The 12,808-nt window shown below is 38.4% G+C and carries 13 protein-coding genes and 1 rRNA gene; 8 read left to right on the top strand and 6 right to left on the bottom strand.

The genetic code is table 11. The features are described from left to right. Nucleotides 1-348 precede the first annotated feature (348 nt). From SJ312_RS12930 to chbG, 6 genes are all read left to right on the top strand, one after another. Nucleotides 349-669: a PTS sugar transporter subunit IIB gene (locus tag SJ312_RS12930; RefSeq protein ID WP_094961145.1), complete on the top strand. Its 321-nt coding sequence runs from the start codon at nt 349-351 to the stop codon at nt 667-669. A gap of 114 nt (nt 670-783) precedes the next feature. After that, nucleotides 784-2,142, top strand: a complete 1,359-nt coding sequence (chbC, locus tag SJ312_RS12925; RefSeq protein ID WP_036957985.1) for a PTS N,N'-diacetylchitobiose transporter subunit IIC — start codon at nt 784-786, stop codon at nt 2,140-2,142. Between the two features lie 44 nt (nt 2,143-2,186). Next, entirely contained in the window at nt 2,187-2,534 is a 348-nt protein-coding gene (gene chbA, locus SJ312_RS12920; RefSeq protein ID WP_004257393.1) for a PTS N,N'-diacetylchitobiose transporter subunit IIA, read from the top strand. Between the two features lie 10 nt (nt 2,535-2,544). Next, nucleotides 2,545-3,411, top strand: a complete 867-nt coding sequence (chbR, locus tag SJ312_RS12915; protein ID WP_094961147.1) for a transcriptional regulator ChbR — start codon at nt 2,545-2,547, stop codon at nt 3,409-3,411. 110 nt (nt 3,412-3,521) lie between these two features. Continuing rightward, nucleotides 3,522-4,880 (top strand): 6-phospho-beta-glucosidase, encoded by a 1,359-nt coding sequence (locus SJ312_RS12910; protein ID WP_153674114.1) that lies wholly within the window; start codon nt 3,522-3,524, stop codon nt 4,878-4,880. A 35-nt stretch (nt 4,881-4,915) separates the two neighbouring features. After that, entirely contained in the window at nt 4,916-5,671 is a 756-nt protein-coding gene (chbG, locus tag SJ312_RS12905; protein ID WP_153674115.1) for a chitin disaccharide deacetylase, read from the top strand. 61 nt (nt 5,672-5,732) lie between these two features. On the opposite strand, the gene proS is transcribed toward chbG, so the two are convergent. The 6 genes from proS to metN form a co-directional block, all read right to left on the bottom strand. Further along, a complete protein-coding gene (gene proS / locus SJ312_RS12900) occupies nt 5,733-7,451 on the bottom strand; it encodes a proline--tRNA ligase (protein WP_004257383.1) in 1,719 nt (572 codons plus the stop codon). Between the two features lie 99 nt (nt 7,452-7,550). Then, nucleotides 7,551-8,270, bottom strand: coding sequence for a tRNA (N6-threonylcarbamoyladenosine(37)-N6)-methyltransferase TrmO (gene tsaA, locus SJ312_RS12895; protein WP_110591294.1), 720 nt, complete (start codon nt 8,268-8,270; stop codon nt 7,551-7,553). Nucleotides 8,271-8,277: 7 nt separating this feature from the next. Further along, entirely contained in the window at nt 8,278-8,679 is a 402-nt protein-coding gene (gene rcsF / locus SJ312_RS12890) for an Rcs stress response system protein RcsF (protein ID WP_004257380.1), read from the bottom strand. 126 nt (nt 8,680-8,805) lie between these two features. Next, nucleotides 8,806-9,627: a MetQ/NlpA family lipoprotein gene (locus SJ312_RS12885; RefSeq protein WP_110591295.1), complete on the bottom strand. Its 822-nt coding sequence runs from the start codon at nt 9,625-9,627 to the stop codon at nt 8,806-8,808. A 59-nt stretch (nt 9,628-9,686) separates the two neighbouring features. Beyond that, nucleotides 9,687-10,340, bottom strand: a complete 654-nt coding sequence (gene metI, locus SJ312_RS12880; RefSeq protein ID WP_004257375.1) for a methionine ABC transporter permease MetI — start codon at nt 10,338-10,340, stop codon at nt 9,687-9,689. After that, nucleotides 10,333-11,364, bottom strand: a complete 1,032-nt coding sequence (gene metN, locus SJ312_RS12875; protein ID WP_165880124.1) for a methionine ABC transporter ATP-binding protein MetN — start codon at nt 11,362-11,364, stop codon at nt 10,333-10,335. Before metN ends, metI begins: the two co-directional genes overlap by 8 nt. Before the next feature lie 168 nt (nt 11,365-11,532). Here metN and gmhB point away from each other — a divergent pair, with 168 nt between their 5' ends. Both gmhB and SJ312_RS12865 read left to right on the top strand, forming a co-directional pair. Beyond that, entirely contained in the window at nt 11,533-12,099 is a 567-nt protein-coding gene (gene gmhB, locus SJ312_RS12870) for a D-glycero-beta-D-manno-heptose 1,7-bisphosphate 7-phosphatase (protein ID WP_110591297.1), read from the top strand. A gap of 524 nt (nt 12,100-12,623) precedes the next feature. Further along, nucleotides 12,624-12,808: ribosomal RNA gene (locus SJ312_RS12865) — 16S ribosomal RNA — on the top strand; the annotation flags it as partial.

Below are 12,808 nucleotides of genomic sequence, written 5' to 3'. Positions count from 1 at the left end.
AGACCCACTTCAACTGAAGTGGGTCTTTTTCTTTTTGGGCTGTAAATTACCAATTAAAACGCCGTATTACCCATCTTTAATTTTTTTCTTATCATTATTTGATATCAATATAACTTTTTTATTGACGCAAAATATTTATATAAATGTGAGGATTGTCATGGCTGTTGGTCAATGGGAGACAATTGTTGGTTAGTTTGAATTATCGAAAATGCTGGGAAGGCAGTATACTCAATTCAACTAGAGATAATTAATTGCTTTAGTGTGTAGGGTTGGGTTAGATGATAAGTCTATAAGAAAACTTATAAGTTATAGCGGTAATAAAAAATAGAACGAATCAAAGGATAAGGAATGAATAAGAAAAATATTTATCTATTTTGTTCTGCAGGAATGTCTACCTCACTGCTAGTTAACAAAATGAGACAGCAAGCAGAAAAATACGATGTACCTGTCAATATAGAGGCCTTCCCTGAAAGCTTAGCTTCAGAAAAAGGTGTAGATGCGGATGTGATATTACTCGGCCCGCAAATTGCTTGGATGTTATCGGATATCCAAAAATTATTACCTAACAAGCCAGTTGAAGTTATTGATTCACTTTTGTACGGAAAAGTGGATGGGCTCGGTGTACTAAAAGCTGCTGTTGCAATTATAAAAAAACAAACTGCAAGCTAATACCAAAAAGCTATTTACAACCTCTACAACATAATAACTCCATCAACATTAACGTTATTAACATAACGTAATTAGTTAAGAATGGAGCATACTCAAAAAATTGAGGGTATTTTTATGAGTCTTTTTATCACTTCGCTTGAAAAGGTACTCCTTCCATTCGCTGTTAGATTGGGAAAGCAACCTCATGTTAATGCAATAAAGAATGGTTTTATTCGAATTATGCCTCTGACCTTAGTTGGGGCAATGTTTGTGTTAATTAATAATGTTTTTCTGAGTTTTGATACAGGGTCATTTTTCTATTCTTTGGGGGTTAGACTAGAGCCTTCAACGATAGAAACACTAAATGGTTTTAAAGCCATTGGCGGAAACGTTTATAACGGGACATTGGGAATTATGTCCTTAATGGCACCTTTTTTTATTGCGATGGCACTGGCGGAAGAACGTAAGGTTGATCCACTTGCTGCTGGTTTATTAGCTGTTGCTTCTTTTATGACAGTCACACCATATGACGTCAATGGCGCTTATGCCGTTGGTGCTAATTGGCTCGGTGGGGCTAATATCATTTCAGGGATCATTCTAGGGTTAGTCGTTGCTGAAATGTTCACTTTTATTGTTCGCCGTAATTGGGTGATTAGATTACCAGATAGCGTACCACCATCCGTATCTCGTTCATTCTCTGCACTTATTCCTGGTTTTATCATCTTATCAATTATGGGAATTGTGTCGTGGGCGCTAAGCGGTATTAGTAGTAATTTCCATCAAATCATTATGGACACAGTATCCACACCACTTGCTTCTATGGGGAATGTTGTTGGCTGGGCATATGTTGTATTTACCTCTCTATTATGGTTCTTTGGTATCCATGGTTCTCTCGCATTAACCGCATTAGATAGCGGTATAATGACACCGTGGGCATTAGAAAACGTGTCTTTATATGCAGAGTATGGTTCAGTTGATGCTGCGATTGCTGCGGGTAAATCCTTCCATATGTGGGCAAAACCGATGCTTGACTCCTATGTATTCTTAGGTGGAACGGGCGCTACATTAGGATTAATTATCGCTATTTTTATCGCATCACGTCGTGCCGACCATCGTCAGGTTGCGAAATTAGCATTACCGGCAGGTATTTTCCAAATTAATGAGCCGATTATTTTTGGTCTACCGATCATTATGAACCCGGTGATGTTTATTCCATTTATTCTTATTCAGCCTTTATTGGCAGGAATAATGGTCGCGGCTTATTATTTAGGGATTATCCCACCAGTGACGAATATCGCACCATGGACAATGCCGACGGGGCTGGCTGCATTCTTCAATACTAATGGTAGTATCGCTGCCTTACTACTTGCATTATTTAACCTTGGTGTGGCTGTACTCGTTTATCTTCCGTTCGTTGTGATTTCTAATAAAGCACAAAACACAATCGATGAAGAAGAGAGTGAAGAAGATATTGCTAACGCACTTAAGTTTTAAAATAAGGGGGAGCTTGCTCCTCCCATCAAAATAGAGATAAAAGTATGTTTGAACTTAATGATATCCAAGAAGATGCGACTATGGATGAACTTGAAGAAGTTGTCATGGGGCTGATTATTAATGCAGGGCAAGCAAGAAGCTTGGCTTATACCGCATTAAAAAAGGCGAAAGAAGGTGATTTTGTGACGGCAAAAAGTTTAATGGCACAATCGCACTCTTCGCTGAATGAGGCGCATAAAGTGCAAACTCAATTGATTGAAAGTGATATGGGTGAAGGACGAATCAAAGTTAGCTTAGTTCTGGTTCATGCACAAGATCATTTAATGAATGCCATGTTAGCCCGTGAATTAATTACAGAGTTAATTGAGTTACATGAAAAATTAAACCATTAGAGAGGGAGCCATGATGCAGGCACTGATGAATAGAACCGACACTAATGCTGAAATTAAACTCGTTCAAGAAAGTGAACTTTTTAATAATAAAACCTTTCATGTCTTTATTTATAATAAAGTTGAGAGTGCAAGTGGACTGCATCAACATGATTATTATGAATATATGATTGTTCTAACGGGGCGTTGTTATCAAATAATTAATGGGAAAAAAGTTTTATTAGAGCGGGGAGATTTTATTTTTCTCCCAATAGGGTCGCATCATGAAAGCTCTTATGATTTTGGGCCTACACGGATACTCAATGTTGGAATTAGTAAATCATTTTTTGATAAACATTATTTACCACTATTACCAAGTTATTTTGTTGCATCACAGGGCTATCAATTAAAAAATGAATTTATGGCTTATATAGAGTCCGTGATTGCATCATTAAATTTTCGTGATAGTGAATTTAATGAATTTATTGAGTTGGTTACATTTAATGTCGTAAATCGATTACGCCATTATCGTGAAAAAAGTATGCGAGATGATGCCCCTCAATGGCTAAAAAATACATTGGAAGAAATGCATGATATCGCTATGTTTAGTGAAAGTGCTCTACAAAATATGATTTCGATAACGGGAAAATCACAAGAGTACTTAACTCGGGCAACAAAACGCTATTATGGCAAAACGCCAATGCAGATTATTAATGATATCAGAATTAATTTTGCTAAAAAGCAACTCGAAATAACTAATTATTCAATTACGGATATTGCTTTTGAATCCGGTTATAGCAGTCCAAGTTTATTTGTTAAAAAATTTAAAGAGCTAACTTCATTAACACCAAGTGATTACAGAAAAAATCTATTTAGTGTTGAACAAAAAATGGTAGGTTAAATTATTACCTAAATAATCTTCCCATTTCTATGCGTCTCAAGCATATCCATCTTTTTCTATAAAGATGGTGTGCTTTTCTATGTCTATTATAAAGGTACAATGAGGTTAATATGACTCAGAATCAGAAATTAAAAGTTGTCACCATTGGGGGAGGGAGTAGCTACACTCCTGAATTATTAGAAGGTTTTATTAAACGTTACCATGAGTTACCTATTACTGAATTATGGTTAGTGGATGTTGATGAAGGTAAAGAAAAATTAGATATTATCTATAATTTATGCGAGCGCATGGTTAAACATGCCAATATACCACTCAAGATATTTAAAACGCTTGATAGGCGAGAAGCATTAAAAGACGCTGATTTCGTGACGACTCAATTAAGAGTTGGGCAATTAAAAGCACGTGCGTTGGATGAATCAATCCCCTTAAAACATGGTTATTTGGGGCAAGAAACTAACGGTGCTGGTGGCTTATTCAAAGGGCTGCGAACAATACCTGTGATTTTTGATATTATTAAAGATGTCGAAGAAATTTGCCCGAATGCTTGGGTAATTAATTTCACCAACCCCGCAGGTATGGTAACTGAAGCTGTTTATCGCCACACTAACTTCAAACGTTTTATTGGTGTTTGTAATATACCTATCGGTATGAAAATGTTTATTACCGATGTTTTGAAACTATCCGATAGCGATGAATTATTTATCGACTTATTTGGTTTAAATCATATGGTTTTTATCAAAGACGTTATTGTAAATGGTTCATCACGGTTTAATGAGTTATTAGAAGGGATTGCTTCTGGAACATTAAGCGCAAATTCAGTTAAAAATATTACAGACCTTGCTTTTGATGAAGGATTAATTCGTGGATTAAATCTGATCCCATGCTCTTATTTATTGTACTATTTTAAACCTAAGGAAATGCTAGCGATTGAGCTTGGCGAGTATTATAAAGGGGGGGCTAGGGCTCAAGTCGTGCAAAAAGTTGAGCATCAACTCTTTGAACTATATAAAAATCCAACATTAGATGTAAAACCTAAAGAGCTTGAATTAAGAGGTGGAGCTTATTATTCAGATGCCGCTTGTGAAGTCATCAATGCAATATACAATGACAAACAAACGGAGCACTACGTTAATATTCCACATCATGGGCATATTGATAATATTCCTGAAGACTGGACAGTCGAAATGACATGCTTATTAGGTCGTGATGGCGCAAAACCGCACCCACGAGTAAAGCATTTTGATGATAAAGTACTTGGTTTAATTTATACCTTAAAAACTTTTGAAATTACCACTAGCCAAGCTGCAGTAAATGGTCAGTTTAATGATGTTTTATTGGCGATGAATCTAAACCCATTAATTCATTCTGATAACGATGCGCGTTTAATTTCTAAGGAATTACTAATCGCCCATAAAAAATACCTACCGAACTTCGCTAAAGCAATACAACAGCTTGAGCAAGAAGGTTAATTAGCCAAATAGCTTATAGTGTCAAGGGAGAGCATATGGCTGTATTACTTATTGTAAATGCCGATGATTTTGGACTCTGCGAGGCCGTTAATTACGGTATCATTGAATCTCATCGTAATGGGGTTGTTTATTCAACAAGCGCGATGATGAATATGCCCGCAATATCCCATGCGGCTAAATTAAGCCAAGAGAATCCGAGTCTGGCAGTGGGGATGCATTTTGTTTTAACGGCTGGGAAGCCTTTCTCATTAATGCCTACTCTCAGCCGTGATGGGCTGTTGGGTAAATGGCTTTGGGATATTGATATTAATGATTTACCATTGATTGAGATTGAACAAGAGCTAAATCTGCAATATCAAAAATTTATCGAAATTTTTGGTCAAAAACCGAGCCATATCGATAGCCATCATCATGTTCATATGATTGAGGGTATTTTTCCAATTGTAGTTGCTTTCGCCCAAGAAAAGGGGGTCGCGTTACGTGTTGATCGCCAATTAGAGAAAAATTGGCCGCCATTATCATATCAAGTGGCAAGCACTGACTGTTTCAGTAGTGAGTTTTATGGTGATCAAATTTCAGAAGCGTTATTTTTGAAGATTATTAATGAAGCTAAAGCACAAGGTAATAATTCTATTGAAGTTATGAGTCATCCTGCGTTTATTGATAATGCGCTATTAAAAAGTAACTATGCTTATCCACGTTTAAATGAATTGGAAGTATTAACTTCTGAAAATTTAAAATCACAGATTTTGGCGGATGGTTTTAGGATTGGTTCGTACCGAGACATCTAAAAAAGAAGCCCAAATTCAAATAACCGAAATTTGGGCTTTATTTTCTAGCTTTTAACTTATTTTATTTACCGAGCTTACCTTTTAGGAAGCTAATGACATTTTCTAAGCCAACCAATTCTTTATCATCACTACGGCGTGATTTATATTCAATTTGGTTGTTGTCTAAGTTACGGTCACCAATAACGATAGTGTATGGAACACCAATCAGCTCCATATCGGCAAACATCACACCTGGGCGCTCTTTACGGTCATCGAAAATCACATCAATACCATTTGCTTTTAAGTCAGCGTAAAGTTTTTCTGCAACTTCTTTAACACGATAAGATTTGTGCATATTCATTGGTAAAATAGCCACTTGGAACGGAGCAATTGCGTCCGGCCAAATAATTCCTCGGTCATCATGGCTTTGTTCAATAGCAGCGGCAACAATACGCGTTACACCAATGCCATAACAGCCCATGGTGACGATTTGGTTATGTCCATCTTCATTTTGGACTGAAGCTTTCATTGCTTCTGAGTACTTAGTCCCTAACTGAAAAATATGGCCAACTTCGATACCACGTTTAATTTGCAGTACACCTTTACCGTCTGGGCTTGGGTCTCCTTCAACAACGTTACGTAAATCAAAAGCTTCTGGTAACGCCAAATCACGTTCCCAGTTGATGCCAAAATAGTGTTTACCATCAATATTTGCGCCTGCACCAAAGTCGCTCATTACTGCAACGCTACGGTCGATAACAATCGGTAGTGGCATATTGACTGGGCCTAAAGAGCCTGGGCCAGCATTCACTGCATTTCTGATTTCAGCTTCCGTGGCGAATTCTAATGGGCTGGCCACTAATGGGTGTTTTTCTGCTTTGATTTCATTTAACTCATGGTCGCCACGAATTAATAAAGCGACGAGCGTGTGACCTGAATCTTTTTTCGCATGAACAATCAATGTCTTAACAGTTTTTTCAACAGGTAAATTGAATTGCTCAACGAGCTCTGCGATTGTTTTTGCATTAGGCGTATCAACAAGACGCATCTCTTCTGTTGGAGCGCAACGTGGCGTTGTTGGTGCTAATGCTTCTGCGAATTCAATGTTAGCGGCATAATCAGATTCGGTAGAGAAAATAACGTCATCTTCACCATTTTTTGCTAATACTTGGAATTCGTGGGATGCGCTACCGCCGATAGAGCCAGTGTCAGCTTGAACGGCACGAAAATCAAAGCCAATACGCGTGAAAATTTTGCTGTAGGCTTCGTACATCGCATCATAGGTTTCTTGCAATGATTCTTGGCTAGTGTGGAAAGAGTATGCATCTTTCATAATAAATTCACGCGAGCGCATCACACCAAAACGTGGGCGAACTTCATCACGGAATTTGGTTTGAATTTGGAATAAATTCAATGGCAATTGTTTGTAAGAGGTGATTTCGTTACGGACTAAATCTGTAATCACTTCTTCATGGGTCGGGCCGAGAACAAACGGGCGTTCACCACGGTCAACAAAACGCAGCAATTCAGGTCCATACTGTTCCCAACGTCCACTTTCTTGCCATAAATCTGCAGGCTGAACGACGGGTAGAGATACCTCGATAGCGCCTGCATTTTCCATTTCTTCACGGACGATGGTTTCTACTTTACGTAGAACACGAACACCAGTGGGTAACCAGTCATACAGACCGGAAGCAAGTTTACGGATCATTCCTGCACGCAGCATCAGCTGATGGCTGATAACTTCTGCATCCGCAGGGGTCTCTTTTAGAGTTGAGAGCAGATATTTGCTAGTACGCATTGTATAGGTTCCATTAGAACAACAAGTTATGGCAAATGACTTATTTGCCAAGGTATATAGTGAGCTAGTCTACCAGTGACGGAGGCTTGCCAAAAGGGGTTAACGTGATTTTTCGTATGGTTCGATAGCGAATACTTCAGTCACACCATCAATTACCCGCCAACGAATATTAAAATCTAATAAATGGACTGCATAGTCACGTGTTTCAGTAGATTGTTTTTTATATGCGGGGCGGGGGTCTTGCATTAAAACTTGTGAAATAAATTGTTTAATACCCGGGTACTGATTTTGATAATCATCTAATTCAGTTTTTATTTCTGGGGTAAATATAACCTGCATATCATCTGAAGGTGTGTCCTGTGCGTACCCTGCAGTTGCGGTCGGTATTGCCTCGGCAAAGGGTAAGTAAGGTTTTATATCGATAACAGGGGTGCCATCTACTAAATCAAGGCTACCAAGCTCAAGGATCACTTGGCTGTTTTCTATTGTTATTCCATGTAATTCAACAAGAGACATGCCTATTGGATTTGGTCTAAATGTTGAACGGGTTGCGAAAACACCCATTTTATCATTGCCACCTAGTCTTGGAGGACGCACTAGCGGTTTCCAGCCATTTTTCATTGTTTGATGAAAAACGAATAGAACCCAAACATGGCTAAATTGACTGAGTCCTCGCACCGCATTTGGGTCGTTGAATGGAGAATGCAGATGTAAGCGTCCCGCACCTCCCTGAACAAGTCCAGGTTGGCGAGGGATTGCAAACTTTTCTTTATAAGGTGATTCAATGTGCCCAATAACATTAAACTGAAAAGGTTGCATAAGATATTTATTCAACAATTTGTAATGCACTGCCTTCACAGATAGTTGCCTGATAACAACCTGGAGAGGTCATGGTTTGGCACTGGTGTAAAAGTACGGCATCAGCCGCAATATAGGCAGCTTGTGTTAACATACTGTTTTTTGCGGTATTCAAATTTGCCGGAGGGCTTTGAACGCTTTCTCGACAAGATTCCCCAGAAACAACACCTAAATCTTTGAAAGGCATCCCTAATAATTCTTCTGGGCTATTCATTAATTTAACGTTTGCTGTGTCTGGCTCTGTTACTTTCGGTACAGGTTTAGACAATTTCATACTAGTGAAACCTTTATTTTGCCCTGGACTCGTGTATTGGTTAATTCCACACCCGGCTAACACAAATGTTACCAAAGTGAGCAATAACAGTCTCATAAGTTATACCTTTCTTATATGATTCAAAATAATGCCGCGTTGTTTTTATAGTCTATAAATTACAAAAAATACTAGACGGCGTTAAGCCGTCTAGTATTTTAATCGTTTTTTAAATAATAAAAAAGATTACCAACCTTTAACTGCACCACCATCGAAGACTTCATTAGCTTTGTTTGCTACTTCATCTGATTGATACGCCTGAATAAATTTTTTCACGTTCTCACTATCTTTATTATCTTCACGAGCAACAATAATATTTACGTATGGAGAATCTTTATCTTCAACAAATAAACCATCTTTTGCAGGTGTTAATTTAGGTGTAGCACTACTTGCCCAAGTCGTATTGATAATCGCTAATGCAATTTTTTGGTCATCTAAAGCACGAGGTAATTGAGGCGCTTCTAACTCAACAAATTTCAGATTTTTCGGGTTTTCAACTACATCTAAAACAGTTGGCATTAAGCCAGTACCATCTTTTAATTTAATTAAACCTTGTTGTTGTAATAACAGCAATGAACGGCCTAAGTTAGTTGGGTCATTTGGTAACGCAATTTGAGAGCCATCAGCGAGTTCATCTACTGACTTAATTTTTTTAGAGTAAGCCGCAATTGGATAAATAAAGGTATTTCCAACAGGAACTAATTTGTAGTTACGATCTTTAATTTGTTGATCAAGATAAGGCTTGTGTTGGAATGCGTTCGCATCGATATCGCCTTTACTTAATGCTTCATTAGGTAAAACGAAGTCATTAAATGAAACGAGCTCAACATTTAAACCGTACTTTTCTTTAGCAACTTTCTGTGCGACTTCAGCAACTTCTAATTCTTTGCCCATGATCACACCAACTTTGATGCTGTTGGCATCTTTCTCTTTTTCACCACAACCAGTGAGAACGAGTGTGCCTAATAGCGCGCCGACAACTGCGATAGATTTTAATTTAATAGACATTGGTTTACCCCTTTAAAACGGACTTTATAAGCACCTTAACGGCGCAGCTATTTTACTAACTATCGATGTGAAACTTTTTTCATTAAATACTCGCCACCAAACTGAATTAGGTTTACTAAAATGACGAGGAGAACAATAACGGTATTCATCACAACAGGGTTATAAGTTTGATAACCATATTGTAGTGCGATTTGACCTAAACCACCGGCACCAACTGCACCACCCATTGCAGAATATCCGACTAACATAATTAACGTGATAGTGGCTGCATTAATTAAACTTGGCAATGCTTCAGGGATCAAAATCTTACGAATAATCTGAAGTGGAGTTGCTCCCATCGCACGGGCTGATTCAATTAAACCACTTGGAATTTCTAATAACGCATTTTCAACCATGCGAGCAATAAACGGCGCAGCGCCAATTGTTAAAGGAACGATTGCTGCTTTTAAACCAATAGTCGTTCCAACAAGAAACGAAGTTAATGGAATAATCCACACCAGTAAAATAATAAATGGCACTGAGCGGAAAATGTTTACTACAACTGCAAGAGCACGATATAGCCCTACATTCTCCATTACTTGGTCTTTGCGTGTAATATAGAGCAATACACCTAATGGTAAACCTAAAACAAAACCCAAAAAGCCGGAAACAAAGGTCATTGTGATAGTGTCAATTGTGCCGTTAATCAGCAGGTAAATCATTCTCTCAGACATAACCCAAAACCTCTACTTTCACATGATGCTCTTTTAAAAATGCAATTGTGGATTCAACCCCACCATTGATGCCATGTAGCTCTGCGAGCATCACACCAAATTTCACGCCGCCGGCGTAGTCAATTTGTGAACTTAAAATATTAATATCAATATCAAATTTGCGTACAGCCATTGAAATTAAAGGTGCATCAACAGACTGCCCTGTAAATTCGAGCTTGAGTAATGGTGATAAGTCCTTATCTGGCTCCGTTTTTAATCGTTCTTTATAATCATCTGGAATATCAATAACTAATGTTGATTGAATAAACGCTTGAGCGACAGGTGTTTTCGGGTGAGAGAATACTTCACTCACTTTGTCTTGCTCAATTAGTTGACCGCCACTTATTACAGCTACTTGATCACAAATACGTTTTACAACATCCATTTCGTGGGTAATTAATAAGATAGTTAAGCCTAATCGACGGTTAATATCTTTTAATAATTCTAAAATTGAACGGGTTGTCGCGGGGTCTAATGCACTTGTCGCTTCATCACATAGTAATACTTTTGGTGAATTAGCTAATGCGCGAGCTATAGCAACACGTTGCTTTTGTCCGCCCGAAAGGTTTGCTGGGTATGCATCTTTCTTTTCAGTTAACCCAACTAAATCGAGTAATTCACTTACACGCTCTATAATTTTTTCTTTAGGCGTATTATCAAGTTCCAAGGGGAGAGCAACGTTATCAAAGACGGTACGTGAAGATAACAGGTTAAAATGCTGGAAAATCATGCCAATGCCGCGACGTGCTCTCGTCAACGTTTTTTCAGTCATTGATGTTAAATCTTGTCCATCAACAATAACTTGGCCTGAAGTTGGGCGTTCAAGCATATTCACGCAACGAATAAGCGTACTTTTACCCGCACCTGAAGCACCAATAACGCCATAGATCTGACCAGCAGGCACATGCAAGCTAATATCAGTAAGCGCTTGAATGTTACGGCTTCCTTGCTGGAAAACTTTATTAATATTTGAGAGCTTTATCATTTATAGTTTCTAACTTTATCTGAATTGTTTTTAGATAGTGTATCTAATAAGGTTGGATGTTAAGGCGTCTAGACGTCTAAGTCAATAAAGATTGTTCTATTTATTCTATTCTCCTTTTATTTCTTTTCATGAGATACTAAAAAGATACTAAATTTTAGGAGTAAACAGGTGAGTAACGGGATCCCAGCAGTCTTTTTAGATAGAGATGGAACAATTAATATCGATCATGGTTATGTACATAAAATTGATGATTTCGAATTTATTGAAGGGTCAATTGAAGCGATGCTCGAATTAAAAAAGATGGGTTATGCATTAGTTATTGTAACTAACCAGTCAGGTATTGGTCGGGGAATTTATACAGAAGACCAGTTTATGCAACTCACAGAATGGATGGATTGGTCATTAGCAGATCGCGGTATCGACTTAGACGGTATTTATTTTTGCCCTCATCATACTGAGGCTACAGTAGAAGAATATCGCCAAGACTGTAATTGCCGTAAACCAAAGCCAGGAATGCTACTAGACGCGCAGGCTTTTTTAAAAATAGATATGGCATCATCTATTATGGTGGGTGATAAACTTGCTGATATGTTGGCAGGCAAAGCCGCTAAAGTCGGTACAACTATATTAGTGAAAAGTGGTGAGCCAGTCACCGATGAAGCAATCAATAATGCAGATATTGTTATTAACAGTATCGCAGAGTTGCCAGAAACGCTAAAAAGAATCAAAAAGTAGCCTTTTTGGGTGGTAAATAGGCAGTTAGAAAAAAAATGTAAAAAAACACTTGCCAGATTTTTCTGACTCCCTATAATGCGCCACCACTGACCGGGAACAAGACAACGCAAAGCGCGATGAACACTGAAACGGCAGCGAGAGATTCTGAAAAGAAAAAGCAAAAAATTGCTTGACTCTCACGGAGGAAAACGTAATATACGCCTCCTCGCAGCAACGACCGAAAGGTTGGTTTTCATAAAGAAAAGCTGCAACGCTCTTTAACAATTTATCAGACAATCTGTGTGGGCACTCACAGGACACTATCAAAAAAATATTTGATTTTAAGTCTTGAAGAGTGACTAACACGTTAATTCATATATGAACTAACAATGTGACAATTCGATTGTGGAAGGATAACGCGAAGGCGAGTGAGTATTTCCGAGACAGTACTTAGGTACGGCGAGGAAAACGGAGCGAAGCCGACAAAGTTAGCCGAACAGAAGCGGATTGGATTAACAGTTTAATTCTTTGAGCATCAAGCTTTTTAATTGAAGAGTTTGATCATGGCTCAGATTGAACGCTGGCGGCAGGCCTAACACATGCAAGTCGAGCGGTAACAGGGGAAGCTTGCTTCCCGCTGACGAGCGGCGGACGGGTGAGTAATGTATGGGGATCTGCCCGATAGAGGGGGATAACTACTGGAAACGGTAGCTAATACCGCATAATCTCT

The organism is Providencia sp. CIM-Carb-044 (genome assembly GCF_033901115.1).
In the GTDB taxonomy this organism is placed as follows: Bacteria; Pseudomonadota; Gammaproteobacteria; order Enterobacterales; family Enterobacteriaceae; genus Providencia; species Providencia hangzhouensis.
This window is presented reverse-complemented; position numbering and strand designations above follow the sequence as displayed.

Excerpts from the sequence above, each read along its gene's own strand:
- SJ312_RS12885 (WP_110591295.1), bottom strand. The coding sequence starts at position 9,627 with ATGTCTATTAAATTAAAATCTATCGCAGTTGTCGGCGCGCTATTAGGC.
- metI (WP_004257375.1), bottom strand. The coding sequence starts at position 10,340 with ATGTCTGAGAGAATGATTTACCTGCTGATTAACGGCACAATTGACACT.
- SJ312_RS12930 (WP_094961145.1), top strand. The coding sequence starts at position 349 with ATGAATAAGAAAAATATTTATCTATTTTGTTCTGCAGGAATGTCTACC.
- chbC (WP_036957985.1), top strand. The coding sequence starts at position 784 with ATGAGTCTTTTTATCACTTCGCTTGAAAAGGTACTCCTTCCATTCGCT.
- metN (WP_165880124.1), bottom strand. The coding sequence starts at position 11,364 with ATGATAAAGCTCTCAAATATTAATAAAGTTTTCCAGCAAGGAAGCCGT.
- rcsF (WP_004257380.1), bottom strand. The coding sequence starts at position 8,679 with ATGAGACTGTTATTGCTCACTTTGGTAACATTTGTGTTAGCCGGGTGT.
- proS (WP_004257383.1), bottom strand. The coding sequence starts at position 7,451 with ATGCGTACTAGCAAATATCTGCTCTCAACTCTAAAAGAGACCCCTGCG.
- chbA (WP_004257393.1), top strand. The coding sequence starts at position 2,187 with ATGTTTGAACTTAATGATATCCAAGAAGATGCGACTATGGATGAACTT.
- SJ312_RS12910 (WP_153674114.1), top strand. The coding sequence starts at position 3,522 with ATGACTCAGAATCAGAAATTAAAAGTTGTCACCATTGGGGGAGGGAGT.
- chbR (WP_094961147.1), top strand. The coding sequence starts at position 2,545 with ATGATGCAGGCACTGATGAATAGAACCGACACTAATGCTGAAATTAAA.
- tsaA (WP_110591294.1), bottom strand. The coding sequence starts at position 8,270 with ATGCAACCTTTTCAGTTTAATGTTATTGGGCACATTGAATCACCTTAT.
- chbG (WP_153674115.1), top strand. The coding sequence starts at position 4,916 with ATGGCTGTATTACTTATTGTAAATGCCGATGATTTTGGACTCTGCGAG.